This is a genomic window from Helicobacter sp. 13S00482-2, from assembly GCF_002272795.1.
GTDB lineage: Bacteria > Campylobacterota > Campylobacteria > Campylobacterales > Helicobacteraceae > Helicobacter_J.
In genome coordinates this window covers 16,654-43,098 of the sequence record NZ_MLAT01000004.1, presented here as the reverse complement: position 1 = coordinate 43,098, position 26,445 = coordinate 16,654, and the positions used below count along the sequence as shown (strand labels likewise).

The 26,445-nt window shown below is 33.7% G+C and carries 24 protein-coding genes, 1 tRNA gene and 1 pseudogene; 14 read left to right on the top strand and 12 right to left on the bottom strand.

Annotated elements, in window-relative coordinates; translation table 11 throughout:
- Positions 1 to 9 precede the first annotated feature (9 nt).
- Positions 10 to 1,413: a cysteine--tRNA ligase gene (gene cysS, locus BKH42_RS02995; protein WP_095294752.1), complete on the top strand. Its 1,404-nt coding sequence runs from the start codon at positions 10 to 12 to the stop codon at positions 1,411 to 1,413.
- A 183-nt stretch (positions 1,414 to 1,596) separates the two neighbouring features.
- On the opposite strand, the gene BKH42_RS02990 is transcribed toward cysS, so the two are convergent.
- From BKH42_RS02990 to glmU, 7 genes are all read right to left on the bottom strand, one after another.
- On the bottom strand, positions 1,597 to 2,499 hold the full coding sequence (locus BKH42_RS02990; protein ID WP_095294750.1) for a hypothetical protein: 903 nt from the start codon (positions 2,497 to 2,499) through the stop codon (positions 1,597 to 1,599).
- 372 nt (positions 2,500 to 2,871) lie between these two features.
- Positions 2,872 to 3,378, bottom strand: coding sequence for a chemotaxis protein CheW (locus BKH42_RS02985; RefSeq protein WP_095294748.1), 507 nt, complete (start codon positions 3,376 to 3,378; stop codon positions 2,872 to 2,874).
- Positions 3,368 to 5,707, bottom strand: coding sequence for a chemotaxis protein CheW (locus tag BKH42_RS02980; protein ID WP_095294746.1), 2,340 nt, complete (start codon positions 5,705 to 5,707; stop codon positions 3,368 to 3,370). Before BKH42_RS02980 ends, BKH42_RS02985 begins: the two co-directional genes overlap by 11 nt.
- Positions 5,708 to 5,766: 59 nt before the next feature.
- Entirely contained in the window at positions 5,767 to 6,747 is a 981-nt protein-coding gene (locus BKH42_RS02975; protein WP_257874244.1) for a chemotaxis protein, read from the bottom strand.
- Positions 6,744 to 7,484, bottom strand: coding sequence for a metallophosphoesterase (locus BKH42_RS02970; protein WP_095294743.1), 741 nt, complete (start codon positions 7,482 to 7,484; stop codon positions 6,744 to 6,746). The genes BKH42_RS02975 and BKH42_RS02970 overlap by 4 nt, the downstream gene beginning before the upstream one ends.
- Positions 7,485 to 7,534: 50 nt before the next feature.
- Complete coding sequence (thiS, locus tag BKH42_RS02965; RefSeq protein WP_095294741.1) at positions 7,535 to 7,768, bottom strand: sulfur carrier protein ThiS; 234 nt, start codon at positions 7,766 to 7,768, stop codon at positions 7,535 to 7,537.
- 32 nt (positions 7,769 to 7,800) lie between these two features.
- Positions 7,801 to 9,141, bottom strand: coding sequence for a bifunctional UDP-N-acetylglucosamine diphosphorylase/glucosamine-1-phosphate N-acetyltransferase GlmU (glmU, locus tag BKH42_RS02960; RefSeq protein WP_095294739.1), 1,341 nt, complete (start codon positions 9,139 to 9,141; stop codon positions 7,801 to 7,803).
- A 146-nt stretch (positions 9,142 to 9,287) separates the two neighbouring features.
- On the opposite strand from glmU, the gene fliP reads away from it, so the two are divergent.
- Positions 9,288 to 9,989: a flagellar type III secretion system pore protein FliP gene (gene fliP / locus BKH42_RS02955; protein WP_180673951.1), complete on the top strand. Its 702-nt coding sequence runs from the start codon at positions 9,288 to 9,290 to the stop codon at positions 9,987 to 9,989.
- Positions 9,990 to 10,086: 97 nt separating this feature from the next.
- Here fliP and BKH42_RS02950 read toward each other — a convergent pair.
- A tRNA-Ile gene (locus BKH42_RS02950) sits at positions 10,087 to 10,163 on the bottom strand.
- A pseudogene (locus BKH42_RS02945) lies at positions 10,125 to 11,284 on the bottom strand (FtsW/RodA/SpoVE family cell cycle protein). Before BKH42_RS02945 ends, BKH42_RS02950 begins: the two are co-directional and overlap by 39 nt.
- Positions 11,285 to 11,350: 66 nt before the next feature.
- Here BKH42_RS02945 and BKH42_RS02940 point away from each other — a divergent pair.
- The 10 genes from BKH42_RS02940 (at position 11,351) to BKH42_RS02895 (ending at position 20,539) form a co-directional block, all read left to right on the top strand.
- Positions 11,351 to 12,340, top strand: a complete 990-nt coding sequence (locus BKH42_RS02940) for an RluA family pseudouridine synthase (RefSeq protein WP_095294735.1) — start codon at positions 11,351 to 11,353, stop codon at positions 12,338 to 12,340.
- Positions 12,282 to 13,535, top strand: coding sequence for a fibronectin type III domain-containing protein (locus BKH42_RS02935; RefSeq protein ID WP_180673926.1), 1,254 nt, complete (start codon positions 12,282 to 12,284; stop codon positions 13,533 to 13,535). The genes BKH42_RS02940 and BKH42_RS02935 overlap by 59 nt, the downstream gene beginning before the upstream one ends.
- Before the next feature lie 3 nt (positions 13,536 to 13,538).
- Positions 13,539 to 14,696 carry a tRNA (guanosine(46)-N7)-methyltransferase TrmB gene (trmB, locus tag BKH42_RS02930; RefSeq protein WP_095294733.1) on the top strand — a complete coding sequence of 386 codons (1,158 nt, stop codon included), beginning with the start codon at positions 13,539 to 13,541 and terminating at the stop codon, positions 14,694 to 14,696.
- Positions 14,696 to 15,367 carry an ABC transporter ATP-binding protein gene (locus BKH42_RS02925; RefSeq protein WP_095294731.1) on the top strand — a complete coding sequence of 224 codons (672 nt, stop codon included), beginning with the start codon at positions 14,696 to 14,698 and terminating at the stop codon, positions 15,365 to 15,367. The genes trmB and BKH42_RS02925 overlap by 1 nt, the downstream gene beginning before the upstream one ends.
- Positions 15,354 to 16,163 (top strand): cell division protein FtsX, encoded by an 810-nt coding sequence (locus BKH42_RS02920; protein WP_095294729.1) that lies wholly within the window; start codon positions 15,354 to 15,356, stop codon positions 16,161 to 16,163. Before BKH42_RS02925 ends, BKH42_RS02920 begins: the two co-directional genes overlap by 14 nt.
- Positions 16,163 to 17,425 carry a peptidoglycan DD-metalloendopeptidase family protein gene (locus BKH42_RS02915; RefSeq protein ID WP_257874243.1) on the top strand — a complete coding sequence of 421 codons (1,263 nt, stop codon included), beginning with the start codon at positions 16,163 to 16,165 and terminating at the stop codon, positions 17,423 to 17,425. The genes BKH42_RS02920 and BKH42_RS02915 overlap by 1 nt, the downstream gene beginning before the upstream one ends.
- Before the next feature lie 70 nt (positions 17,426 to 17,495).
- The gene (locus BKH42_RS02910) at positions 17,496 to 17,882 is read left to right on the top strand and encodes a FlaG family protein (RefSeq protein WP_343286867.1); all 387 of its coding nucleotides are present in this window, start codon (positions 17,496 to 17,498) and stop codon (positions 17,880 to 17,882) included.
- Between the two features lie 21 nt (positions 17,883 to 17,903).
- Complete coding sequence (gene fliD / locus BKH42_RS02905) at positions 17,904 to 19,943, top strand: flagellar filament capping protein FliD (RefSeq protein ID WP_095294727.1); 2,040 nt, start codon at positions 17,904 to 17,906, stop codon at positions 19,941 to 19,943.
- 10 nt (positions 19,944 to 19,953) lie between these two features.
- Positions 19,954 to 20,337 carry a flagellar export chaperone FliS gene (fliS, locus tag BKH42_RS02900; RefSeq protein WP_095294725.1) on the top strand — a complete coding sequence of 128 codons (384 nt, stop codon included), beginning with the start codon at positions 19,954 to 19,956 and terminating at the stop codon, positions 20,335 to 20,337.
- The gene (locus tag BKH42_RS02895) at positions 20,321 to 20,539 is read left to right on the top strand and encodes a hypothetical protein (RefSeq protein ID WP_257874242.1); all 219 of its coding nucleotides are present in this window, start codon (positions 20,321 to 20,323) and stop codon (positions 20,537 to 20,539) included. Before fliS ends, BKH42_RS02895 begins: the two co-directional genes overlap by 17 nt.
- On the opposite strand, the gene BKH42_RS02890 is transcribed toward BKH42_RS02895, so the two are convergent.
- The 3 genes from BKH42_RS02890 to BKH42_RS02880 all read right to left on the bottom strand — a co-directional run bounded on the left by BKH42_RS02890 (position 20,540) and on the right by BKH42_RS02880 (position 23,627).
- A complete protein-coding gene (locus tag BKH42_RS02890) occupies positions 20,540 to 21,214 on the bottom strand; it encodes a YggS family pyridoxal phosphate-dependent enzyme (protein ID WP_095294721.1) in 675 nt (224 codons plus the stop codon).
- A gap of 13 nt (positions 21,215 to 21,227) precedes the next feature.
- Positions 21,228 to 23,066, bottom strand: coding sequence for a menaquinone biosynthesis decarboxylase (locus tag BKH42_RS02885; protein WP_095294719.1), 1,839 nt, complete (start codon positions 23,064 to 23,066; stop codon positions 21,228 to 21,230).
- 69 nt (positions 23,067 to 23,135) lie between these two features.
- The gene (locus tag BKH42_RS02880) at positions 23,136 to 23,627 is read right to left on the bottom strand and encodes a hypothetical protein (protein ID WP_095294717.1); all 492 of its coding nucleotides are present in this window, start codon (positions 23,625 to 23,627) and stop codon (positions 23,136 to 23,138) included.
- Between the two features lie 155 nt (positions 23,628 to 23,782).
- Between BKH42_RS02880 and BKH42_RS02875 the strand changes: the two genes are divergently transcribed.
- Positions 23,783 to 25,870, top strand: a complete 2,088-nt coding sequence (locus BKH42_RS02875; protein ID WP_095294715.1) for an RNA degradosome polyphosphate kinase — start codon at positions 23,783 to 23,785, stop codon at positions 25,868 to 25,870.
- Positions 25,870 to 26,397, top strand: a complete 528-nt coding sequence (locus BKH42_RS02870) for a gamma carbonic anhydrase family protein (RefSeq protein ID WP_095294713.1) — start codon at positions 25,870 to 25,872, stop codon at positions 26,395 to 26,397. The genes BKH42_RS02875 and BKH42_RS02870 overlap by 1 nt, the downstream gene beginning before the upstream one ends.
- Positions 26,398 to 26,445 lie beyond the last annotated feature (48 nt).

Genomic DNA, 26,445 nt, shown 5'->3' with positions numbered 1-26,445 from the left:
GAGCTATGAATGAAGATTTATGATAGCAGACAAAAACAAAAATTGGATTTTATTCCTATCGTCAAAGGCAAGGTTCGAATGTATGTTTGTGGTCCTACTGTTTATGATGATGCACATCTAGGACACGCTAGAAGTTCAATAGTATTTGACTTATTGGCACGAGTATTGCAGGTCAGTGGTTATGAAGTGAAGTTTGTAAAAAATTTTACAGACATTGATGATAAAATCATCAAAAAAGCTCTTGAGTTAGGTAAAAGTGTCAAGGAGGTTAGTTCTTATTATATCAACTCCTATTTGAACGATATGGAAGCTCTTTTGGTTAAGCGTCCTGACATAGAGCCAAAAGCTACAGAAAGTCTTGAGTCAATCATAAAGATGATTACCATACTTTTAGATAAAAAAATTGCCTATAAGACATCTAATGGTGATATTTATTTATCCGTAGATAAGGATAATCTATATGGCAGTATCAGTCATAGGGGCGGAAAGGATGATGAAAATATTAGCCGTGTGGGAGAAAATACAGCAAAAGAAGGAGAAAGGGATTTTGCTCTGTGGAAGGCATACAAGGGCGAAGGCGATATAGGGTATGAAACTTCGCTGGGTATGGGGCGTCCAGGTTGGCATATTGAATGTTCGGCAATGATTGAAAGCATACTTGCCTATGAAGGCATGTCTCATAAGATAGATATTCATGGAGGAGGTGCAGATTTGGCATTTCCTCATCATGAAAATGAAGCTTCACAAACTAGATGTGCGAGTGGAATAGAGATTGCGAAGTATTGGATGCATAATGGATTTGTGAATATCAATGGGGAGAAGATGAGCAAGAGTTTAGGCAATAGCTTTTTTGTCAAAGATGCTCTTAAAATTTATGATGGAGAGGTTTTGCGAAATTATTTACTAGGGGTACATTATCGGTCGGTTTTAAATTTCAATGAAGAAGATTTGATGGTGAGCAAAAAACGTTTAGACAAAATATATAGACTTAAAAAAAGAGCGATGGGAGAAACAAACCAGGTAGATGAGAACTTTAAGATGAACTTCTTAGAGGCGATGAGCGATGATCTTAATATTTCTAAGGCTTTTAGTGTTTTAGAAGAGATGATAAGTGCTTGTAATGAAATGATAGATAAAGATCCCAAAAATAAGTCTATAAAAGGCAAAGTGATGGGTAATATTGAATTTATTTCCTCTATTTTAGGTATTGGAGGGGGAGATCCTATTAGATATTTTCAGCTTGGTGTGAGTGAAGAACAAAAAATAAAGATTGCACATAAACTCAAAGATAGAGATATCGCAAAAAAAGAAAAAAACTTCATTCTAGCAGATAGTATTCGAGATGAATTAGCTAAGGATGGGATCGCCATTATGGATACGCAATCAGGAAGCGTATGGGAGAAGATAAATTGATTGAGTAGCTATTAGCAGATCCCCTCTCCTTTTTTATCTTAATAGTTTTATTTATTAAATTCTATAACTATAGTTTTTATTCAAAGATTTTTATCATCTGGGTTTGAGATCGTGAAAAATTCCTCTCTATGCAATGATAAAATAATTCCATTTATTTTTCTTCAGATTTGTTTCATAGGGCTTTTAATATCTATATGAATAATTCATAGTGAAATAGGATTGATTGATAAGCTTAACACTCATAACTAAATCACCAACCAAAATACCTTCCTTTGTAACTGTTTTAATGATATTGTTGCCAGTTTGAGGAATGATTCCACCAAATCGATACATCAATTCAAATTGATGCTGTTTGTAATAATAATGCATTCCTATCACAGGATAGAAATGATTTGAAAACATAGAATCAATATGGCGAGTTCTATCATTAAAAAACTTTTCAGAAAGGTTGCAACCAGAGTCGCTCTCAGAACAATTAAGAGACATTGCTTCCTTGCCATTGAGATAAAAATCAAACTCATATCCAACTCCAAGATTGACTCCCAAAGTGTGTTTACCTATTTCTAAAAAATCCCACACATACTTGATATCAGCTCCAAATTTCATAGGGATATATGAAATAATTGAAGTAGATTTATAAATACCACCCTTATCATTAAGACTATGTTTATTTTGCCAACTATTTCCAAAACCTGAATAAGTATGAAGTGATACTTTGATTCCATGTTTTAAAGAATCTCCAAAATAATGCTGATATCCCCACAAAAACCCTAAATCAAGAGTTGTTTTTGCCTTAGCAGAAAAGAATAAAGGAAAAGGATCTTTTTTCTCTGGAGTTAGATTTCGAAAATCTAAAGTCAAATCACCCTTTGATGTTCCTAAAACCCCTTCAATCCCCACAAAAAATCCATTTTTTGAATCAGGAACTTTAACTTTAGATATATGTTTATTAGAAATTAAATTATCTCTATTTTCAGTATTATTTTTATTGACTATTTTATCTTTATTTTGATGATTTAATTCATTTGTAAAACCCACATTAACTAAAAATCCTATTATTATCATAGATAATATAATTCTATTCATATTTTTTACCTTTACTGTATTTAGATGTATTATAAGATCAATTTTAAATTATTGATTATTATTTACAAATTAAAATTTTATCTATTTATATAAATATGTATTTTGAAAGCTCATATCTAGATCACATCAATCTAAGAATAATTCTATAATAGTATATTTTTTCAATATATATATATTATACTTTTCTCTAAATAATAATACTCAAAATCTATCATCGTTTCTGTTGAAGATTAAATGCAAACCCTGAAAAAATATTAGTCATTCTTTGAATGTTAGCGTGTTTGGCATTTTATTTTCACCAAATTCATTTGATGTGTTACTGATATTGACTTGGAAATTTAAAAAGGCTTTAGATTAACTCTTTAAAAAGAGTTAAAAGTCTTTTTTTAAAAGTGCGTCTATTTTCAAGATAGTGACCAGTCGATCTTCTCTTTTTCCCACTCCATACATTAAATCATCCTGTTCTGCTAGAGTCTCAGGTACAGGATCAATATCAGATTTTTTGAATCTGATAGCTTCAGTTAGTTTATCAATGATAAAACCTGCAATTTGATCATTATGTCTAACTACAAGATAACGAGTGTCTTTATCTTGTTTGCTAGCAGGAATGCCAAATTTTAATCTGAGATTAATTAGAGGGAAAACATTTCCCCTTAGATTAAACACTCCTAATACATAATTTGGGGTTCCAGGAACTCGTGTATGTTCAATGGGTTTGACGATTTCAATCACATTTAAAATAGGTACAGCAAATTCTTCATTGCCCACAATAAATCCGATGACTTGGAGGATATCTTCAATCTCTTCTTGCTTGTTTAAACGTTCATTATTTTGTTGTTGTTTGTCAAATACTTCTTTGAGTGTCTTGTTATTGTTCATCACTTGCTCCATCTGTATTGAGTTTTATATTTCGCTTGACTACGTTTGCCAAATATTCAGGAGTATAGGGCTTGGTGATATATTCAGTCATTCCAGATTCTACCCCACGCATCCTATCTGTTTTGCTTGTTCTAGAAGTCACAGCGATGAGAGGAATATTTTTAAATTTATTATATTTTCTTATCTCTGTTGCAAACGTATATCCATCCATTCGGGGCATTTCGATATCTACAAGCACTGCATCAGGAGTTTTTTCTCCATTTTTTACAATATCAAGTCCTTCAAGTCCATTAGAAGCTTCCAATACAGTGACTCCTAAAGGTTTGAGACATTTTTTCATAATCGCTCTATCGGTGGTGCTATCATCAATAGCAAGGACAACATAATCACTCGGAGAATTTTTTGCCCTAGAGGCTTCGGCTTCATCAATCAGTTTATTGATGCTAACCTTGACATTTTTTGCCATATCCATCATTGCTGCAACATCTACAATTAGGGTTATTTTTCCATCTCCTCTGACAGTTGCACCAGCTATTCCTGTAGTGTTTTTGAGATAATAACCAAGTGATTTGATGACCACCTCTTCTTGTCCGATGAGGTAATCTACAATCACACCAATTTTTTGATCTGCTAGACCTACAATAACAACATAAACTTCATTCATTGCCTCTAAAACTGAATCAACCTTGAAGATGTCTGCCAATCTAACTAAAGAGAGCACTTCATCTCGAAGTCTTAAAACGCTTTTACCATCTACGGTGTAAATTTCATCTTGGCTGACCCGCACTGTTTCAAGCACAGATGAAAGTGGAATAGCATAGTATTCTTCTTGAACTCCAACCAATAATGCCTGAATAATTGCTAAGGTAAGAGGGATTTTTAGTTTTTGGGTGGTGCCCACACCTTTTTCAGATTCTATTTCAATGATACCATTGAGTTTTTCGATATTTGTTTTTACCACGTCCATTCCAACGCCTCTACCTGAAACGTTTGATATGTTTTTTGCGGTAGAAAATCCAGGTTTAAATATGATGCCAAATGCTTCTTTATCGCCCATACTGTCGGCTTCTCGTTCAGTGATAATACCTTTTTCAATGGCTTTTTGTTTGAGTATATCAGGATCTAATCCTTTGCCATCATCAGATATTTCAATAACAATGTGGTTGCCTTCATTGTATGCTTTGAGTTTTACAATACCTGCCTCTGATTTTCCTGCATCCTTTCTAATCTCTGGTGTTTCTATGCCGTGATCGCAAGAATTTCTAATGATGTGAATGAGTGGATCTCCAATTTCCTCAACGATAGACTTATCTAGTTCTGTTTCTTCTCCTGTAATAACAAGATCAATGTTTTTGCCCAACTCTCTAGAAAGATCTCGAACCATTCTTGGGAATTTGTTGAAGACTTTGCCCACAGGTTGCATTCTTGTCTTCATTACTGCAAGTTGTAAATCAGTTGTAACTGTAGAGATAGAAGAAACAACTTGATTGAGTTCTTCAAGGAATTTTTCTCCATCATACCGCTCTTCTACATCGCCATATATTCTAATCAGTCTGTTTTTACCTAATACGAGCTCTCCAATAAGATTCATAAGAGAATCCAAACGTCTTACATCTACACGAACAGTCTGTTCTACCCCTGTAGATGGGGTTTTATTCTCATCAGGTGTTGATTTAATATTTTCGGGTTTTTTTTCTTTTGGAGCTGTTTTATGCTCTTCAGGCTGAGTTTGTTTTTTTTCAGAACGTTTTTGTTTATCAGCTTCCTGGCGTTTTTCTAAAAGTCTTTGTATTTCAGCTTCGACCTCTTGATCGCTCATCTTTGAATAATCAAGATCGGGCTCATCTGCAAGAGGATTCAAAGAAGTTGGTGTGTTTTGAGTCTGGGTGCTCTTTAATGAAGATTCATCAGTGGTTGTTGCGGAGGAGGGCTCGACTTTTTCATTTGAAATATTCTGAAGTTTTTTGACACTCTCAGTTATATCAATACCACTATTTGCATCTGTACCATTGTCTCTGATGGCCATGAGTAATGCTTTCATCAGATCAATAGAAGGAAGTACCACATCCATAATGTCGTGCGTGAGTTTGATTTCGCCTTTTCTAGCCTTGTTTAAGACATCTTCCATATTGTGGGTAAGATTTGTGAGTATATCAAAATTCAAAAATGAACTTGAACCCTTTATGGTATGTGCAACTCTAAAGATTCTATTTAGAAGTTCTAGGTTTTGAGGATTATTTTCAAGCTCAACCAAATCTTGATCAAGCTGTTCAATCATTTCGAATGCCTCAATTAAGAAGTCTTCCATTATTTCTTGCATATCATCCATATCCGCACCTCTTTAAATAATAATTTAAGTTTTTTATTCTACAATGATTTTGTTTTCATTTAGCCTAAAATTCTTGCGATCTCATCATAAAACTTGTCCGCATCAAATTTTACTAAATATGCCTTTGCTCCCAATTCTTTGGCCTTTTCTGCACTATATTTATCACAGATTGAAGAGTTGAATATCAAAGGAATATTACTAAATCTTTTATCGCTATAAATCTGTGATAAAAAATGAAAACCATCCATTTTTGGCATTTCTACATCAGATATGATGAGTCTTAGGTTCTTACTGAGATCATCTTTGAACTCTTCATAGAGTTTTTCTAATTTTTTTAGACCATCTTCGCCATCAATAGATTCTATGATTTCAAAACCCATATTTAAAAGATTTTTTTTGATAAGTTTTCGTGCTGAAGTACTATCTTCTAAAATCAGGACTAAACCTTTAAATTTAACCTTTATGGGTTCGCTCATTTCTTTTTTATTGTTTTCTTGATGTAAGTTCAAATCCTCAATAATGCTTTCTAGATCAAGTATGAGCAATGTTTTTTCATCCTCAATTCTTGTAGTTCCAGTGATTTTTTCTCTTTCAAGGCTTGTAGTAGAATTAAAATGAGCAGGTTCTATACATTGCCAATTAATTCTCCGAATTCGTTTTGTATGATCAACAACAAAGCCAATTTTAATATTATTGAATTCAGTAATGATGACATTTTTTACTTGTGTGCTTCGATGATGGGCGTTAGCCTTGTATTCACAAGATTTTAAAGTTGGGAGATTTTTTTCGGAAATACCCATCCATTTAGAGAGGTCAATTAGTGGAATAATAGTTCCTCTAAGATCAAATACTCCAATCACATAATCAGGACCTGAGGGTTGTTCAAAAATCTCAGGCATTTTTATGATTTCCTGAACTTTTGCGACATTGATTCCATATATGCCTTCGTATATTTTATTATCACGAACTTCAAAAATTCTAAAATCAATGAGTTCAATTTCATTTGAGCTCAATTTTAGTTTTTCTATATTGTTTTTCAACTTTCTATCCCGCTGCATTTCCCTGATTGTATAATAAAACCGCTTTTCTCACAATAAAAAGAGGGAAGTGAGAAATAGTTTTGAAAATTTTTTCCTATATGAAAATGTCCTTCAATGACTCCTTCGATAGGTTCAAGGTGGTATTTTTTAACAAATTTAGAGTATTTTTCAAGTCTATTTTTAGCAAATTTCTCAAAATCTTTATCGCTCAAAATAAATTTCCTGATAGGTTTTTTATAGATCTTTTTTGAAATGATTCTATAGATGAATCCCAAACTCAGTTGATCTAAAATTTTTAAAATACTCAGACAAAATGGACTTGTTAAAATCTGAATATAGCCATTATAGGTATTGCTCAGAAAAATATCTCCGTGTGCAAGTAAAAAATGCTTTTGTTTGTAACAAAAAAAGGCAGGTTGAAGACTTCGAGGATATATCTTTACTTTTGGTAACAAAAATCCATCAATTCCAAAATCGTGATTACCTTCGAAATAAAAAACTTCACATTTGTGTGCGAGTTTATTGATGAGTTCAAGCAAAACAATATTTTCTTTCCTGCTTGAGGGAATATGTCCAATGAAAAGATGAAAAATATCTCCCATAAAAAAAACCTGAGGAGGAGGAGAAATGATGAGTTTTTCTAATAATACGAGTAATGCTTCATCTCCATTTATATAATGAGAGTCGGCTATAAAAAACGATCCATCTTTTATCTCTGGTAATGAGTTATATTTCATCAGTTTTACAATATTTTTGTAATAAGAAAAACTATATTTGAGTTACTCATTTACAATTTCTTGCTTTTAAATCCTGCATTGATTCCCCCACCCCCCATAAACTGCAAAAACTCTAGTTTGTCGCCATCTTTTGGAATAGTGTTATTCCAGTCTTGTTTTTTCACAACGAGCGAATTGAGGGCTACGGCCACAACTTTGGATTCAATTTCCAAATAATCTAAAATTTGTTGAATGTTTAGCGTCTGTGAAAAATCTTTGTTTTCTCCATTGATGATGAGTTTCATTTGATTCCTTTTTTGATTTTTTATATTTGATTTTAATCGTTCTTTTTTTGTATTTCTTTAGGAGGCTGAAAAAAACGATAAAATCCTCCTGGTTTGTTTTCTTGTTTGACTCTAGAGATTACCAAATCACCTTCATTGACATCTTTTGTGACTGTTGTTCCACTTCCAATCAATACATTTGAACCAATATTGATGGGTGCGATGAGTTGGGTGTCACTTCCAATAAAGACGTTTTTACCGATGATAGTTTTGTGCTTTTTTTTACCATCATAATTGCAAGTGATGACACCTGCACCAATATTGCTCCCTTCATCTATATTGCAATCCCCTAGATAGCTTAAGTGTCCTGCTTTGACTCCATTAAGATTACAAGCTTTAAGTTCTACGAAATTTCCAATATGAGTGTTTGAGATTTCACATCCAGGGCGAATATGAGCCATAGGACCAATATCGGAATCTTTGAGATTACTCTCTTCTATTATTGTGTGAGCTTTAATATGAGAGTTGATGATCTTACATTTACCCTTTATATGCACTCCATTTTCAATCTCGCACTCACCTTCAAATACCACCTCAGGTTCAATGTATATCGTATCAGGAAGATGCATAATAACACCTTGATTCATTGCTTCATTTCTGAGGTATTCTAGCATTTTAGATTCTGCATAGACAAGTTGTGATTTAGAGTTCACACCCATGAAGTTTTCTTCATTTACAAACACTGGCTTGATGTCTATTTTATCCTGAACACAAAGACTAATAATATCTGTCAGATAATATTCTTTTTGTGCATTATTGTTATTTACTTTAGGGAGATAGTTTCCTAGAATGTATTTATCAAAGACATAGACTCCAGCATTGACGACACAGATTGATTTAATACTCTCTGTGGCATCTTTTTCTTCAATGATGGAATGAACTTTTTGATCTTTGATCACAACCCGTCCATATCCACTAGGATTTTCAAGTGTAAAAACACTCATAACTACAGCGGATTCACAAGAGATTAGGCTTAAGAGTTCATCTTTTTTAATCAGCGGCATATCTCCATTTAAGATCAAAGTTCTATCGTATTTTGTGGAAATAGGTTTTTGATCTTCTCCTTCCATCAGTGCCCCTCCTGTGCCAGGATATTTGAGGTGATTTTGTATATGAAAGGTGATTTTAGAGTTTTTAAAATAATTTTCAATCGCTTCTTTTATTCTCTCATATTGGTGAAAAAGAATGATGTGAATATCATCACTTATTTTTAGAGCTTCTTGCACTGAATAAAAAAGCATCTCTTTCCCGCAAATTTTATGCAATACTTTTGGGGTTAATGACTTCATTCTAGTTCCAGCACCCGCTGCGAGAATAACCACAGAAACTGACATTTATTTTCCTTAAAAGAAATTCGATTTTGAAATTCAATTTATAGGATTTTAACACAATTGTGTTTATACTAAGGGGATTATTTTAGTGAAAAATGGAGGAGTCTTTGAGATTTTTTTTAGCAATCATAGCAGTGGCTTTTATAGGAATGAGTGTGAGCTATGGAGCAGATACTACGATTCCTACAGTCAATCTTTCTCTTTCAGCTCCTTCTTCACCTAAACAACTTGTCAGTACTTTAAACATCGTGGTGATCTTGACTTTTTTGGTCTTAGCCCCCTCTTTGGTTCTTGTGATGACAAGTTTCACCCGTTTGATTATTGTTTTTTCTTTTTTACGCACAGCATTAGGAACCCAGCAATCCCCACCCACTCAAATTTTAGTTTCTTTGGCATTGGTATTAACTTTTTTTATTATGGAACCAGTGGCAAAAGAGGGTTATAATAATGGAATCAAGCCTTATATGGATAATAAAATTTCTTATGAGGTAGCATTTGATAAGGCCGTAGAACCGTTCAAACAATTCATGCTTAGAAATACTCGCGAGAAGGATTTGGCATTATTTTTTAGGATTCGCAATCTGCCCAATCCTCAAACAGTTCAAGATGTTCCATTGACAGTTTTAGTCCCTGCTTTTATGATAAGCGAACTTAAAACAGCTTTTCAGATAGGTTTTTTACTTTATCTTCCATTTTTGGTAATTGATATGGTTGTGAGTTCAATTTTGATGGCAATGGGTATGATGATGTTACCTCCTGTAATGATATCGCTCCCTTTCAAGATACTTATTTTTGTGCTTGTAGATGGGTTTAATCTACTTATTGGGAATTTGGTAGCGAGTTTTAAATAACTATACAATGCGAAAGTTATGGTATTGATACGATTCTTTGATTTTGTCTTAGTTTCGGATGTTTAAAGCTTTTTAATTTCATGGGATAGTTATAAAGTGGTGGACCCTGCGGGATTCGAACCTGCGACCGATCGGTTATGAGCCGAGCGCTCTGACCAGCTGAGCTAAGGGTCCTTTTTGTTGATATTTTTGAAAATACTTCTAAAAGGGTTGGAATTATACTCAAAATTGAATCTAAACGCAAGAAGGTTTTCTAGGATTGCAAAAAGCACCATAAAGGTGATAAAACTACTTCCACCATAACTAAACATCGGTAAAGGGATACCTACTACAGGTGCTAAACCTATAGTCATTCCGATATTCACACTCACATAAACAAATATCAAAATAGAGATTGCACTTCCAACTACTCTTAATTGATAATCCCTAGGATCAATAAAACAAAATGATAAAATATGCAAAATAAGACCAATATATAGTCCCAAAAGCACAATAGCTCCGATAAACCCAAATCTTTCAACATAGTAGGCAAAAATAAAATCACTCGTTGAGATAGGCAAGAATTTTAGTTGGGTTTGTGTGGAATTTTCTTTAGATTTTCCCAATAGTCCTCCTGAACCGATTGTTATTACTGATTGTCTGACATGATAACTTGGTTTTTCAGAGATAAAATCGTGAATTCTCTTTCTCTGATAATCGTGCATAGAGCCGTATATAAGTGGGGAAGCGATCAAAATAGCAAATAAAATACTCATCCAAACCCTGATATTTACACCAATGAGAAATAAAACTCCAAATCCCATCAATAATACGACTATTGCTGTTCCTAAGTCTGGTTGTTTTAAAATAAGCACAAAAGGCAATAGAATATAAAAACTAATTTTTAAAAATTCTTTGAAATAATATCCATTTCTAGGAGGTGGATTGTGATAAATAAAATTTGCTATCATAAGAATAATCGCCACTTTTACAGGTTCGCTAGGTTGCAGTGAGATGCCTAGTCCAGGTATGGTAATCCATCTTTGTGCACCTAGCTTGGTTGTTCCATAGATATCGACAATAATAAGCAAAACAATGCAAATCCAATAAAAAATACTGATGCTCTTGCCTAATTTTCTAAATGGTATGAAAAAGATAATCCAAAAAAGCAAAAAACCCATTCCAATATAAATACCCTGTTTAATATTCATCGCTTCATTGGCCTCATTGATGAGAAAAAACGACATAGCAATAATAGGACTCACAATAACAGGGAGTAAAAAATCAAAATGTGTTAAAATTCGCCTATCGATCATAAAAATTCGCTTTTTGAGTGGGGTAGTATTTTGGTGATTTTAACAAAAACAGAATGGATATAGCAAGTGAAGCAATTATTTCAAGTATATCATCCCAACAAAAGAATCGATACTTTTTTATCTCAAAAGCTAGAAATTCCAAAAAATCAAATCACGCATTTAATAAAAAATTCACTTGTATTCATCAATGGTAAGCCCTGTAAAAAAGGTGGTGAAGCTTTAATTGCAGGTGATGAAGTCTCTATTTTAGAGCCTGTTTTGCAATCATCATCAAAACCATCACAGCTAGATATGAACATCTCTATTATTTATGAAGATCCCCAAGTGTTGATTTTAAATAAACCTCCTTTCTTGGTTGTTCATGATGCCCCTAGTGTAAAAGAACCAACGCTTGTAGATTGGCTAAAATTTAAAGGTTTTTCTTTATCTACCTTAAGTGGAGAAGAACGATTTGGCATTGTTCATCGATTGGACAAGGAAACAAGTGGAGCAATCGTGATTGCTAAAACCAATGATGCACATACTAAGCTTTCTGCTCAACTTCAAAATAGAACAATGGGAAGGTATTATCTTGCCATCATTGATGGAAGATTGTTGCAGAAAAAAACCATTGAATGTGAAATGGCAAGAAATCCAAATAATCGTCTTAAGATGGTGAATCTAGATAGAGTCAGGCAAAAAAATCTCCCCTCACGTTATTCTAAAAGTGACTTTGTACCATTAGCACCTAGTAACAACCTTAATATGGAGCTTATCGCAGCAAAACTTAGCACAGGTAGAACGCATCAAATAAGAGTGCATCTAGAAAGCATTTCCAGACATATTATTGGAGATGAACTTTATGGCTATAAGGGGAGGAACGATTTAAGAATCATGCTTCATGCTTATTTGATCTATTTCATTCATCCTCATACGGGTAAGAAAATGTTTTTTAAAGTTCCTGTTTTTGATGATATGTTAGAATTTTTAAATCAGAATTTTGATAAGGCGGTTTTGGATGAAGTTACAAAAGAAGATTTTATTTTACGTTGTTTCGACACTCACGATTTTAATTAGCGGGTGTGCTTCTATGTCTAATAACGCTCTTTCGCTTTTTGGAAGAAATGACAAAATAGATCAGGGTTTGCCTACAGTTAAAAACATAAAAACTATCAATGATGTCAAAACTATCGGATTTGAATGGGATAAAATTGATGACATATCACTCATAAATGGTTTTGTACTTTATCAGGTTGTTAAAGATGGAGGAACTAAAAGAATCGCAGTCATCAAGAATCCTTTGGCAACGCATTACTACGATGATGGCTTGATTCCTCAGACACAATATGCTTTTCAAATTTCTACATTGGGTAAAAATGGAGCCATTTCTCCTTTATCTCCTTTGGTGAATGTAAAAACTTCTTTTATTGATCCAATTGAAAGTGTCTTTGCTAGTGATGATTATCCAAAACAAATCAAACTTATTTGGAGTCCTCATCCAAACCCAAGTGTGTCAAAATATATTATTCAAAGACAAAACGATAAGGGCTTGTTTTTAAACATAGGGGTTGTAAAAAATCGTCTTTATGTCGAATACTTTGATAAGGGTCTAGAAGATGGGAAAATATATAAATATAGGATTGTTGCAGAAAGTTTTGAACATGCAAAATCTATTCCTAGCGTGGTTGTAGCAGGCAAAACCAAGTCCAAACCATTGCCTATTGCTGGTCTTAAGGCAAGTGAGAATCTCCCTAGAGAAATCAAGCTTATTTGGAATAAATCTCCTCAAAAAGATGTCTATCAATATCGGGTTTATGCTTCAAATTCACCTAAAGATAATTTTAAAATGATAGCAGAGGTAAAAAATACATTCTACATTGATAAAATTGCCATAGATGGGATAGAAAGATTTTATAAGGTCATTCCCATAGATAGTGCAGGGATTGAAGGTGATCTACCATTAGGGGGAGTGAAAGGTGCTACCTTAAGCCCTCCACCTATTCCTGTGATTATTAAAGGCACGATTGAAAATTCTAAGGCAGTCATACAGTGGCAGAAAATAAATGATTTGAGAGTAAAAGAATATGCGGTTTATCGATATGAAGGTGGTCTATATTCTAAGCCTTTACGATTTTCAGGTATCACTAAAAACGAGTTTATTGACAAGGAAATGAAAAGTGGTAAAAAATACCGCTATCAAGTTGTGAGTGTGGATAAAAATGGAATAGAATCTAAACCCAGCAAAGAAGTTGAACTTCTTATCAATAGGTAAGTTATGCCTCATTTTTTAGCAAAATCTTTAGAGCTTACAGACTTACCTTTTAATGATGAGGGATACAAACTACTTTATGAGGCTAAGGGTGTCAAAAATCCAAATGAGAGCCTCATATGTGTGAATTATGAAGATGAAGAATTTTTTATCAGAAAAATCAAAAAACCTCATCAGATTCTTTTGAAAGCTGAAAAAATCACCAAACCTAGCCCAATAGGAATTCTCAAAGGTGCACTTCGTGTTTTATCAAAAAAATCTTCTTTGATTTCTCATAATCTCAATAATGATACAATCAAGCAAACTTTAAGAAGTAAATTTTTTATCAAACCTCAGGATATATTGAAGCTAGGTTTTTATGAGTTTTGCATTGAAATTGGGTTTGGTTCGGGCAGACATTTGCTTAAATTAGCACAAGAAAATCCAAATAAAATTTATATTGGAATGGAAATTCACACTCCATCAATTCAGCAGGTTCTAAGACAGATAGATCTCTTAGGACTTGAAAATGTTTATATCGTATGTATAGACGCTAGGGTTTTGTTGGAAATATTACCTTCTAATAGTTGCGAGATTATTTATGTGCATTTTCCAGTTCCTTGGAATAAAAAACCCCATCGCAGAGTGATGAGTCATAAGTTTTTAATCCAAGCAGATCGGGTATTGAAAAAAGGCGGATTGATTGAACTCAGAACAGATGATGAGGAATATTTTAGAGATACTCTAGAGATTTCTTTAAAATCACACAATATGAGAGCAGAAATCACCAAAAATCTCTCTAGTGAAGTGATAAGTAAATACGAGGCAAGATGGCAGAGGGCTGAAAAAAATATCTTTGATTTAAGGATCTTTTGTTTAAGGCAAAGCGAAGATAAAAAAATAGAGTATGATTTTAATTTTAGCTCTTTTAGCTTAAAATCTTTGGAAAAAATCCATCAAGTTGGTAAAATAATCAAGGCAGATTTTTTTGTGCATGTTTGCGAGGTTTTTAAAGCTGATGACAAAGTTATTTTGATCTTGAGCTTTGGAGATTTTAATTGGCCTGTGAGTAAGATAGTCATTTTTGATAAAAAAAGAGCGTATTATTTTGGGGGCAACCCCTTGAGCACCGAGGCAAATATAAAGTCTCATCTGGAATTATTAAATCTATTAATGGAGAAATGATGAGCGGTATTATCTTGGCAAAAAATTTATGTTTGGGATACAAAAGAGGCGAAAGTATCATTAAAAACGCTAATTTTGAGATTAAACACAAGGATTTTGTATTTATTTCAGGAGCAAGTGGGAGTGGTAAAAGTACCCTTTTGAAATCTTTATATGGGAATTTACCTATTTTTGAGGGTAGCTTAGAAGTTTGTTCTATCAAGATTGAAAAGGCCAGAAGATCTCTTATCAATGAATTGCGTCGCAATATTGGAATTGTTTTTCAAGATTACAAATTGATTCAAGAGTGGAGTGTGGAAAAAAATATTCGTTTGCCAATGATGATCAATGGCTATAAAAAAGAAATTTGTGATTCACAAGTAGAAAAACTTCTCTCTCATGTTGATTTATTATATAAGGCCAATCGCTATCCTCTTGAGCTAAGTGGTGGAGAACAACAGCGAGTTGCCATGGCTAGAGCCATAGCTCATCGTCCATTACTTATTTTAGCAGATGAGCCAACAGGAAACCTTGATGATTACTCAAGTGATATGATCTGGAGTTTATTAAAAAGTGCAAATGAACAGCTTGATGTTACGATTGTGGTGGTCACTCATAGGATTCCAGATCATCTGAATATTTTTTATAGAAAACTCAATATTGCAAATGGAGAAGTATATGAATATGCTTAAGCGACATCTTTCTTTAATTGTTCCTTTATTGGCACTGCTTTTCAGTCTCCAGAGTATCGTATTGGTTAATCGTGCCATCTCTATAAAAGAAGATAAGCTTTCTCAAAGTTATTCCATTCTTTTGGCTACAGGCCAAAAGTTCAGCTTTGATTTTATAGCAAGAAACATTAAAGAAGCCAAATCTCTCTCACTCATCAATCCTGATTTTTTACTTGATAGACTCAAGCAAAATATGAATGATAATAATCTTTTATCGATTAAAAAGAGTCTCCCATTTTTTTACTCTCTCAAGCTTTCTAATTTTCCCACTCAAAATCGTCTTGAAGAAATTAATAATATTCTCTTAAAAATCCCTGGCATCACAAAGGTGGAGGCTTTTAGTAAAACCCACAATCAAGTCTATAAACTCTTGTTCCTTATTGAAACAAGCGTTTGGGTCTTTGGCATTCTGCTTACATTTCTTTCAGTACTTTTAATGATCAGACAGATCCAAATTTGGCGTTTTGAACATAGTGAAAGAATGGAGATTATGGGTTTTTTAGGAGCTCCTTTTTGGATTCGCAATGGAGTGCTTTTTGAATTAGCCATCATTGATTCGATCATCACTAGTATTTTTATTACTTTAGGAGTGCTTTATCTTTCGTATCAGAGTGTTTTTAAAGAAATAGCCAATGCACTTGAAATTCAAGGAAACATTTTTAACTTTGGTGGAGATTTCTTGATGCTCTTGCTTGTAGCTATAGGCGTTTCGTTTTTCTCTGTGCTTGTAGTGATTTTATCTCAAAGGAAAGTTTAGTGAAGGTCTTAACAGCTCTCCTAGTTTTGTTCATAAGTGTTGTTTTGGGTGCAGGCATAGAGGATATTAATAAAAATATTGATGCCAACAAGTCTAAATTGCAGAAAAAAAATCAAGAAAAACTCCAAATTAGCAATATGCTAAACACTCTTGGAAATACCATCAATCAAAAACACACTCAAATCAAACAACTCAATATCCAGATTCAAAATATTCAAAAAAATATCAATAAAAATCAATCTGAAAATTCCACTCAAGAGAGAATTCTCCAATCCTACAAAAAGTCTCTCCAAGAGTTAGAAAATCAAAAAAATAAGATTGAAGATGGAATCGCTAATATCCTCATTAAAGATATGGCTTTTGTGATGGTTTTAAACCATCAAAGTCCTATTTCTCCAGATGATATTATTCTTCAAGAAATATTTAAAACTCTCAATAAGGATTCAAAAAGCAAGATTGAAGACCTTACAAAGCAACAAGAATCTATTAATTCTCAAATATCTCAAATCAATTCCAATATGAGTAAAATCAATCTTTTTATCAACAATCAACAAGATAAAAAACAAAAACTTCAATCTATGATCTTAGAACAAAAAAAACTAATGACAAATCTAAAATCTGAGCTTGATGCTTATGACAAGAAACTCAGAGATATCGATAATGAAAGAAAAAGTCTTGATCAGATTCTTTCTAATCTAAACATTCTTAAACAAAATAAAGAAAAAGAATTGATTGCAAAAAAAGCTAGAGAACAAGCCCAGAAAGCAAACCTTCAAGGAAAACAAAATTCACTGGATTCTAATGTTCTCATAGCTCCAATTGATGTAAAACAGGTTGCTAATTCTTATCAAAATATTTCTACAACCAAATACAAAGGAGAAAAGACAATTTCTCCTATTTCTAGTTATAAGGTAGAACAAAAATTTGGTCCTTATTTTGATCCTGTATATAAACTCAAGGTCTTTAATGAGTCTGTTACTTTAGCATCAAATGTCAAAAATGCACTCGTGCGTAATATTTTTGATGGAAAGGTTGTTTATGCTAAAGAGGTTCCGATTTTAAAAAAGGTGGTTATTATTGAGCATTCAAATCAAATGCATACAATTTATTCACAATTAGATAAAATAGCACCCACAATCAAACCTGGATTGAGAATTAAAAAAGGTTATGTCATTGGAAGAGTTGATTCAAAATTGGGCTTTGAGGTGACTCAAAAAGATAAACATATCAATCCAATGGAGATAATTTTGCCAAGCAAGTAAAAAATATAAATAATTTTTTTTATTTGCCGATATAAGGTTATAACCTACTTTATGATTTTAGGAGGAAGTGATGATAGACAGTATACAAGGAAGTTCAGCTTCATCATTGCAAAATAAACTTGTTACCCTCGTTAGTAATGCGGGTAGGCCTTTTGAAAATCGCTCTGCACCTATGCTAAGCGATCAAGAAGCTGATTTACAAGCATATAGAGATGACAAACATCAAGATGAGTTAAAAAGAGAATTGATGTCATTAAGCAGTGAATTAAATAAGGAAATGAAGAGAATCAATACCGACATTAATTTTAATTACAACGATGATATAAGAGGTTTGGTTGTAACGGTAACAGAAGGCAAAGGCAATAGAGTTATACGTGAAATTCCTTCAAAAGAAGCGATTGAATTGATGAAAAAAATGCATGATATTGTCGGATTGATTTTTGATAAAAAAGGCTAATATATATTTAAGGAGTGAGTCTTGGCGATGGGCAAACTTAGTTCTCTAGGAATAGGGAGCAATGTTTTAAATTATGATGTTATAGATAAGCTAAAAAAGGCTGATGAAAAAACAATGATTGCCCCCATTGATAAGAAAATGGAGGCTAATGTTGAAAAACAAAAAGAACTCGTTGAAATCAAGTCGCTCATCGCTAACCTCAAAACACCCGCAAAAAATCTTTCAGATTCCGCTCCATATATGGCTAGAACCAGCAATGTCACAGGCGATGCAGTAAAAGCAAATGTAAGTGCGGGTGTTCCCATTCAAGACATTAAAATTGATGTAGAAAGCCTTGCACAAGGTGATATAAATGAGGTAGGTACAAAATTTTCTTCTAGAGATGATGCTTTTAGCGACAAGGATGTGAAGCTAAAATTTTATACAGGCGGCAAAAATTATACCATTGATATTAGAGCTGGTATGAGTGTGGGCGATGTGGCTCAAGCAATCACTGATACCACAAAAGGTGAAGTCAATGGCATTATAATGAAAACAGGTGGTGCTAAACCCTATCAACTGATGATAAACTCCAAAAATACAGGAGAGGCAAACAAAATATATTTTGGCTCTATCCTCTCTTCAGATCCTATTTCTGATAAACCTATTGATTTAGCTGAGGGGGATTTTACTCTCACAATCAAAGATAAAAATGGAAATAATCAGAATATCAATGTGATTTCTAATCTCAAAGATGTTGCAACCTCTCAAGATAGGGCTCAAGCCCTAAAACAATCCATAAAAGATGCCATCGCTCAAAATTCCGATACAAAAGATCTGCTAGATTCAGACATTAATGTTGGAATTTCAGATGATGGAAAATCTTTGGTTTTAAATGATAGGAGGGGTTATGAAATCAAACTATCAGGCAATAAGCTTTCTGAATTAGGCTTCAATCAGACTGATTCTACTGAAGATGATTTACTCACATCAAGTATTACAGTTAAGCCAGGTCTTTTAGAAGGGACTTTGAATATAGGAAGTGTGCCTTTAAACCTTGCAAAATTGACCAAAAAAGGCAATACTAGCGAGGAGAATGCAAAAATAGTTGCACAGGCCATAGAAAATATAGCGGGAATGCACGCTAAAACCGATGGAAATGGTAAGCTGATATTGAATTCAGAAATTGATGAGATAAATATCAGTGCCAAAGATGAAAAAGGTGCTGAAGCCATTAAAGATTTGGGTTTGAAGCAAGGTATCATTCAAGGATATTCCAAACTAGAACAAGATTTGTTTAAATTTAAAAATCTCCAAAGTGCTTCAGATGCTAAATTCGCTTACAATGGCGTGAGTGTGAGCAGACCGACGAATGAAATAAATGACGTCATTAGCGGGGTTTCTTTGACTCTTCAAGGCACCACCGAACCTGGAAAACCTGCCATAATTTCTATTGGCAGGGATAATCAAGTTATCATTGATAATGTCAAAGAATTCCTCAAGGCTTATAATGAACTCATTCCCAAGCTAGATGAGGTGACTCGCTATGATGCAGAAACTAAAATAGCGGGTATTTTTAATGGTGTGAGTGATATTCGAACGATTCGTTCAAGCATCAACAATGTTTTTTCTCAAACAATGGGTTCTGGAGCTGATATGCAAAGTTTGATGAAATATGGCCTTAGTATTGATGATAAAAGCAAGATGAGCTTAGATGAAGCACAGCTTTCAAGCACCATTAATGCAAATCCGCAGAAAGTCCAGGATTTCTTTTATGGCACTGACAAGAAGGATTATGAAGGTAGAGAAGTTCATCAAGATGGAGTTTTTGTGAATTTTAATAAAGTTTTAGCTGGTTTGGTCGATGGTAGTACTGCAAGACTTAAGGTCTATGAAGAATCTCTAGATAGAGATGCGAAGAATTTAACAAAAGACAGAAGTAGTGCTATGGATCTTTTGAAAACTAGATATGACATTATGTCAGAGAGGTTTGCTGCCTATGACAGTCAGATTGCAAAAGCTAATAATGCTTTCAATTCAGTTCAAATGATGATAGATCAATCTGTTGCAAAGAAAAAATAAGGAAAATCTAATGCGAAGTGCTAATGCCTATAGTCTTTACCAACAAAACTCAGTTTCAGTCGAGTCTCCCGCGAAATTGATTGAAATGCTTTATGAAGGCGTTTTAAAATTTGCTTCAGCAGCCAAAAGACATATGGAATCTCAAGATATTGAGAAAAAAATCTATTATATCAATCGCGTTACAGATATTTTTACCGAACTTTTAAATATACTTGATTATGAAAGAGGTGGAGAAGTTGCGACTTATTTAACAGGTCTTTATACTCATCAGATAAAACTTCTCACACAGGCAAATGTCCAAAACGATCCTCAGAAAATTGACATTGTTATCAACGTAGCAAGAGGTTTGCTTGATGCTTGGAAAGAGATTCATGAAAATGAATTGGTCAGATAGCCTTAAGATCGCCCTTTTAGAGGAAAATACCCAAAAAGCCTATGAACTTATTATCAATACCCCCACACATTTTAAAGATATGGAAGAGCTTTTAACTGCTCAGGAATTGATTTCTCAAACCATTGAGATGTTAGAGAAAGACAAAGAAGATCTTAAAAAACAAATGCTCCAAGTCAAAATGGCAAAAAAATTTTTAGAATAGTCATTTTTGAAATAAAACTGATCCCAACCTTAACATATTTCCACCACAAGCGATAGCAATTTCAAAATCCCCGCTCATTCCCATCGATAGAGTTTTCGCACCTTCAGATTGCAGGGAATCAAATATGTCTTTAGTTTTCTTAAAGCACGATTCTATAGCCTTCGTGTTATTTGAGGTTGGGCCAATAGTCATAATACCTTCTAGCTTGATATGAGGGCAGTTTTTTGATATTTCTTGATAAATTTCTTTTGCTTCTTGTGGCAAAACACCACTTTTTGTATTTTCATATGAGCTATTAACTTGCAAAAGTGCTTTCAATGAGGTTTGTGAGCCTTCAGCTTTTTTTTCAATGGTCTTAGCAAGTTTGATAGAATCAAGAGAGTGAAATAAGGCAGGTTTTAGGGCCAAAAGTGCATTGATTTTATTTTCTTGTAAAGTTCCTATCATATGCCATTGTATAGGAAGATCTGTGAGTGTTTGTGATTTTGTTTTTAGATCCTGAACTTTATTTTCTCCAAAGGCTCTTTGACCCAATTCATACATTTTTTCAATATCGAGTATTTCGGAGTATTTCGATACGGCGATAAAATTAATGATTTGGTGTCTTGAATAAGCAATACGAGCTTTCTCAATTCTAGAGATTACTTTATCAAGATTATTTCTTAAGACATTCACTTTTTTGTCCTTTTTATGTTTTAGGTGATGTATAGATATGAAATCGCTTCATAAAACCTTCAGTGATTCCTTCTAATAATCCCTTTTCTCGAAGTTTTTCTATGACTCCAACTGAGCAATCAGTTTCTAATGGCCACTCTCTAGTATATCCATCATTTTGATTTTTATCAGTGGCATCAATAAGAATCATATTTTCAATGATGCGAATATCTCTTTTGGCATCAATATTGTTAGTAACTCTCCAGATAAGCATATAAGGGTTTTCCAAGTCATTTTTATTTGCATCTACAAAAATCACAATCGCAAGGGATTTTTCTAACTTACTGAGATTTTCACTCATTTTAATGATGCTTTGATTTTCTTTTTCAACACCTACAACACAGATAGGATTTTTGGTTTGAGTGAAATATTGTTTTAAAATTTTAGCTTCAGGAAGTATTGATTTAATTAAAGCGAGTAATTCTTTATCTCCATAAAGCTCAAAACTTCTCTCTGAGACTTCTTCAGTGGCATCCAAGCCAAGTTTTCCACCTAGTCCATATTCAGGAGAAGAATGATCAAGTGCATCACAAATCCCATCACTGATGAGAATATTTTTTGTGGAAAAATGATCCAGGATATATTCAATAATGCCTTTAGTATTGGTAAAACTTGGAGCATCAATATTCACAAAAATAGCGTGTTTGACAAAGCTCATTTGTCCCACTCCCCAAAAACTATGCATAATCTGCTTGGCATGACCAGGATATTGAGGGTCTATTTTTGCTAAAATTAAATTATGAAACACACCATTTTCGGGCATATAATAATCAATCAATCCGTGGGAAGTGGTTTGGAGTAGGGGCAGAAAAACTCTTTCAGTTAAATATCCCATATATTTATCTTCTAATGGGGGTTTGCCTACAACAGTTGCTAGATATACAGGAGATTTTTTGTGTGTGATCGCACTCACCTCTAGCACTGGATAGGCTTCCATAGGCGTATAAAATCCAGTATGATCTCCAAAAGGACCTTCTAACCTCATCATATCAGTATCCACCCATCCTTCTATGACAATATCGCAGTCATAGGGTATGCAAATAGGATTCGTAATAGATTTAATCACTTTAGGATTTTTAGATTTAATAAAACCATAAAGCATCAATTCAAATATCCCATAAGGTAATGGAGCTTGACCACACCAAGTATATAGAGGATCTCCCCCTATGCCTATACTCACGGGCATTTTTACACCCGCTTTTTTGTATTCATGAAAAAAATGATAAGAATCTTTATGTATTTGCCAATGCAATCCCAAATGGTTTTTATCATAGACCTGCAAGCGATACATACCGAGATTTTTTTTCTTTCCATCTAGGCTTTGTGTATATACTTGTCCCATTGTGATAAAAGGCCCACCATCTTTTTCCCAAGTAGTCAAAATAGGCAAATCAAACAAATTTACTTTATCCCCTGTATGAACAATTTCTTGAGCAGGGACTAAAGATTTGATCTGTCTGATAAGCGTATAACGCAGCGAAAAAAAATCTTTCATTTGTCTAAAAATTGCTTTAATACCCTTAGGTGGAGTGAATTTTAAGAATTTTTCTAAATGTGTAGGGATATTTTGTATCGGTTGCCCCACAATCATTTCCAAGCGTTTATAAGATCCAAAAACATTCATCAAGACAGGAATATCAAATTTTTTATTATTTTTTTTATCGATAGGGGCTGTGAATAATAGTGCTTTCCCGCCATTTGGTTTTTTTACTTCCAAATAAGCCAAATGTGGGATTTCAAGGTTAATATCTAGTGGAGTATCTATGATTTTTAATTCATCATTTTTTTGTAGTAATTTGATAAAGTTTTGCATCAATTCCCCTTAAAATCATTATTTTTTTAAATAGTAGGGAATTGTAGCAAATAATTATGATAATTTACTCTAGAACTGAAAGCCGATAGTTGCTCCGATTCTGTTCATATTAGCTCGATTTCCATAGATATTTTTAGGTTTTTGGTAAGTTCCATCTAACCCTATAGTAACACGAATAATGGGGATCTTAAATTTGACACCATAATTAAATGAAGCTGTATCTTCATAACCTCCAGAAAAAGTCGAATAACTACCACCTATATAAGGAGTGAGTGGGATAATGGGGATTTCAAATCCAATAAGTCCGCCAATTTGCATATTTTTATACGCAGTGCTAAGGTTATTTTCTTTTGTGATGACATCATATTTGAATGCAGGAGCTATCACAATCCTAGATACTCCTAGCCAAACCCTTGCATAGCCCCCATAAGAAAATGTTCCTTTTCCACTGTCTTGGAATGCTAGATTTGCACCAAACTCAGGCGAAATTTGATAATTTCCAATCCCAAACCCAAATAAACTTGTAAAACTAAATAGTGATATGAGGATTATTTTTTTCACTACCTTGCTCCTTTTGATATTTTTAATGAAAGACCTTGAAAGTATATCGAATTTTTGAAAATCTTTTTGATTGATTTTATGGTGTTTTAATATTTTAACTAAAGCTTTTTAGGATACAATGGATACATATTAACCTTAATAAAAAAGGAGAATGGATGAATTTTATTGATCCAAAGATGTTTTTTAATCGTGAGCTTTCTTGGCTTAGGTTCAATACAAGGGTTTTAAATGAAGCTTGCAATGCAAATTTACCCTTGCTAGAAAGGCTGAAATTTTTAGCCATATATGGAACCAACCTAGATGAATTTTATATGATCCGTATTGCGGGTTTGAAGCGTTTGTATGCTAGTGGCATCGCAGAGATTGGGCCTGATAAACTCACTCCTTCTGAGCAACTTGAGTATATTAGAGATTACTTGCATAAAGAACAAAACACTCTAGAGGAATTGTTTTTAAATATCAAAACAGGTCTTGCAAAAGCTGGACTCAATATCAAAAATTTCAACGAATTGCACGAAAGTCAAAAATCTTCCATAAAAGGCTACTTTCAGAGCTATCTCTATCCTGTAATAGTCCCTATAGTGGTAGATTCTACACATCCTTTTCCACATTTAAATAATCTTAGTTTCGGGATTGCTATCAAGCTAAAAAGCGAAGAAAATGGAGATATCAAATATGGAATGATTCGTATCCCTAGAGTTTTGACCCGTTTTGTAGAGATTCAAAAGGGATTATTTGTGCCTGTCGAAACCATTGTAGGCGAGTTTGCAGGAGATTTATTTGAGGGGTATGAACTCATAAGTTATGTGCCTTTTAGAGTGACTAGAAATGCTGATATTGAGATACAAGAAGATGAAGCTGATGATTTTATTGAACTGATGAACGAAGGCATAAAAGCACGAAAAAAAGGGGAGATTGTCAGACTTGAAGTTGGAATTGGCGATGAAAATCTCATCGATTTTGTAAAAAAACAGATCGTTGTTTTTAAAGATGATGTTTATGAGAGCAAGATACCACTAAATCTAAGTGCTCTATGGGAATTAGTCGGTTCTAAGGATTTTGCCCATCTAAACACACCCCCATTCAATCCAAAAATTCTACCTCCTTTAGATGCCCCAGCACATATTTTTGATACACTTGATAAGCAAGATGTTATTTTATTCCAACCTTTTGAGAGCTTTGATTCTGTTGTGCATTTTATTCAAAGTGCAGCAAAAGATCCTGATGTTCTATCTATCCGCATGACACTCTATCGTGTAGGGAAAAATTCTCCCATCATTAAAGCCCTCACTGAAGCAGCCGAAAATAAGCAAGTCACCGTTCTTGTAGAGTTAAAAGCTCGTTTTGATGAGGAAAATAACTTGCATTGGGCAAGAGCACTAGAGTCCGCAGGAGCTCATGTTATATATGGCGTTCCAGGTCTTAAAGTTCATGCAAAAGTAGCTTTAGTCATCAAAAAAACAGGGGATAAACTCAAAGAATATGTTCATTTAAGCACAGGAAATTATAACAGTATGTCAGCGAAGATATACACCGATGTGAGTTTTTTTACCTCAGATAAACAAATCGCAAATGATACCATCAAGTTATTCCATTCACTCTCTACTGGCACTTCACATAAAACGCAACTAGATATTTTATGCGTAGCACCTATGCAAATAAAACCCAAGATACTTTCCTTAATTGAAAATGAGATAAAAAAAGGCTCACAAGGCAGGATTATTTTAAAAGCAAATGCTTTAGTTGATTCAGATGTAATAAAAAATTTATATAAGGCTTCTAATGCTGGAGTTAAAATTGATTTGATTGTTCGGGGAGTGTGTTGTTTGGTGCCAGGTGTGAAGGGATTTAGTGAAAATATTCGTGTTTTTTCCATCATAGGAAAATATCTTGAACACGCCCGAATCTATTATTTTAAACATTCCTCTTCGCAGGTTTATTTCTCTAGTGCAGATTTGATGCCTAGAAATCTTGAAAGACGTGTGGAACTTCTAATTCCTGCAACTTCTGAGGCCATAGCGAAGCGATTATATGAAATACTCAATATCCAACTTAAAGACAATGTCCAAATGCACGAACTCAAATCAGATGGTTCTTATTGCAAAATCATCACTAAAGAAAAGCCCATCAGTTCGCAAATAGTCTATGAAGAATATGTCAATGAGATATACAACATAGCCAAAACAGAGCAAGAAACTTCTAAAGCCAAAAAGCTTTTGGACAAAATGATGAAGGATTCTTGATGGGCTTAGTGAGCTTTAAAAATTTTTCTCCTTCAATATCTCCTTGTGCAGTCATTTTTGATGGATGCCATATTATCGGAGATGTTCATATTGGGAAAAATTGCAGTATCTGGTTTGGTTCTGTGCTTAGAGGGGATAATAATGCTATTAGGGTCGGTGATAGAAGCAACATTCAAGATAATACTGTCATTCATACAGAACCTAGCACTTTAGATTCAAATGATTTTGGATCAGTTCAGATAGGTTCAGATGTTACCATTGGCCATAACTGCATTATCCATGCTTGCAAAATAGAAAATCTATGTTTGATAGGAATGGGAAGCATCATAATGGATGGAGCCCATATTTCTGAGTTTAGCATCGTGGGTGCAGGAAGTCTCATCACTAAAGGCAAGATATTTCCACCAAAAAGCCTCATAATGGGCAACCCCGCTAAATTAGTAAGAACTCTAAGTGAAGATGAAATTAAAAGCATCAAAGATTCAGCAAGTGATTATGTTGATTTGGCAAAAGCTTATTCCAAATAAAATCCCAAATTTTATTGAATTATCCTACCTTAAATGTTTTTTCAGTAC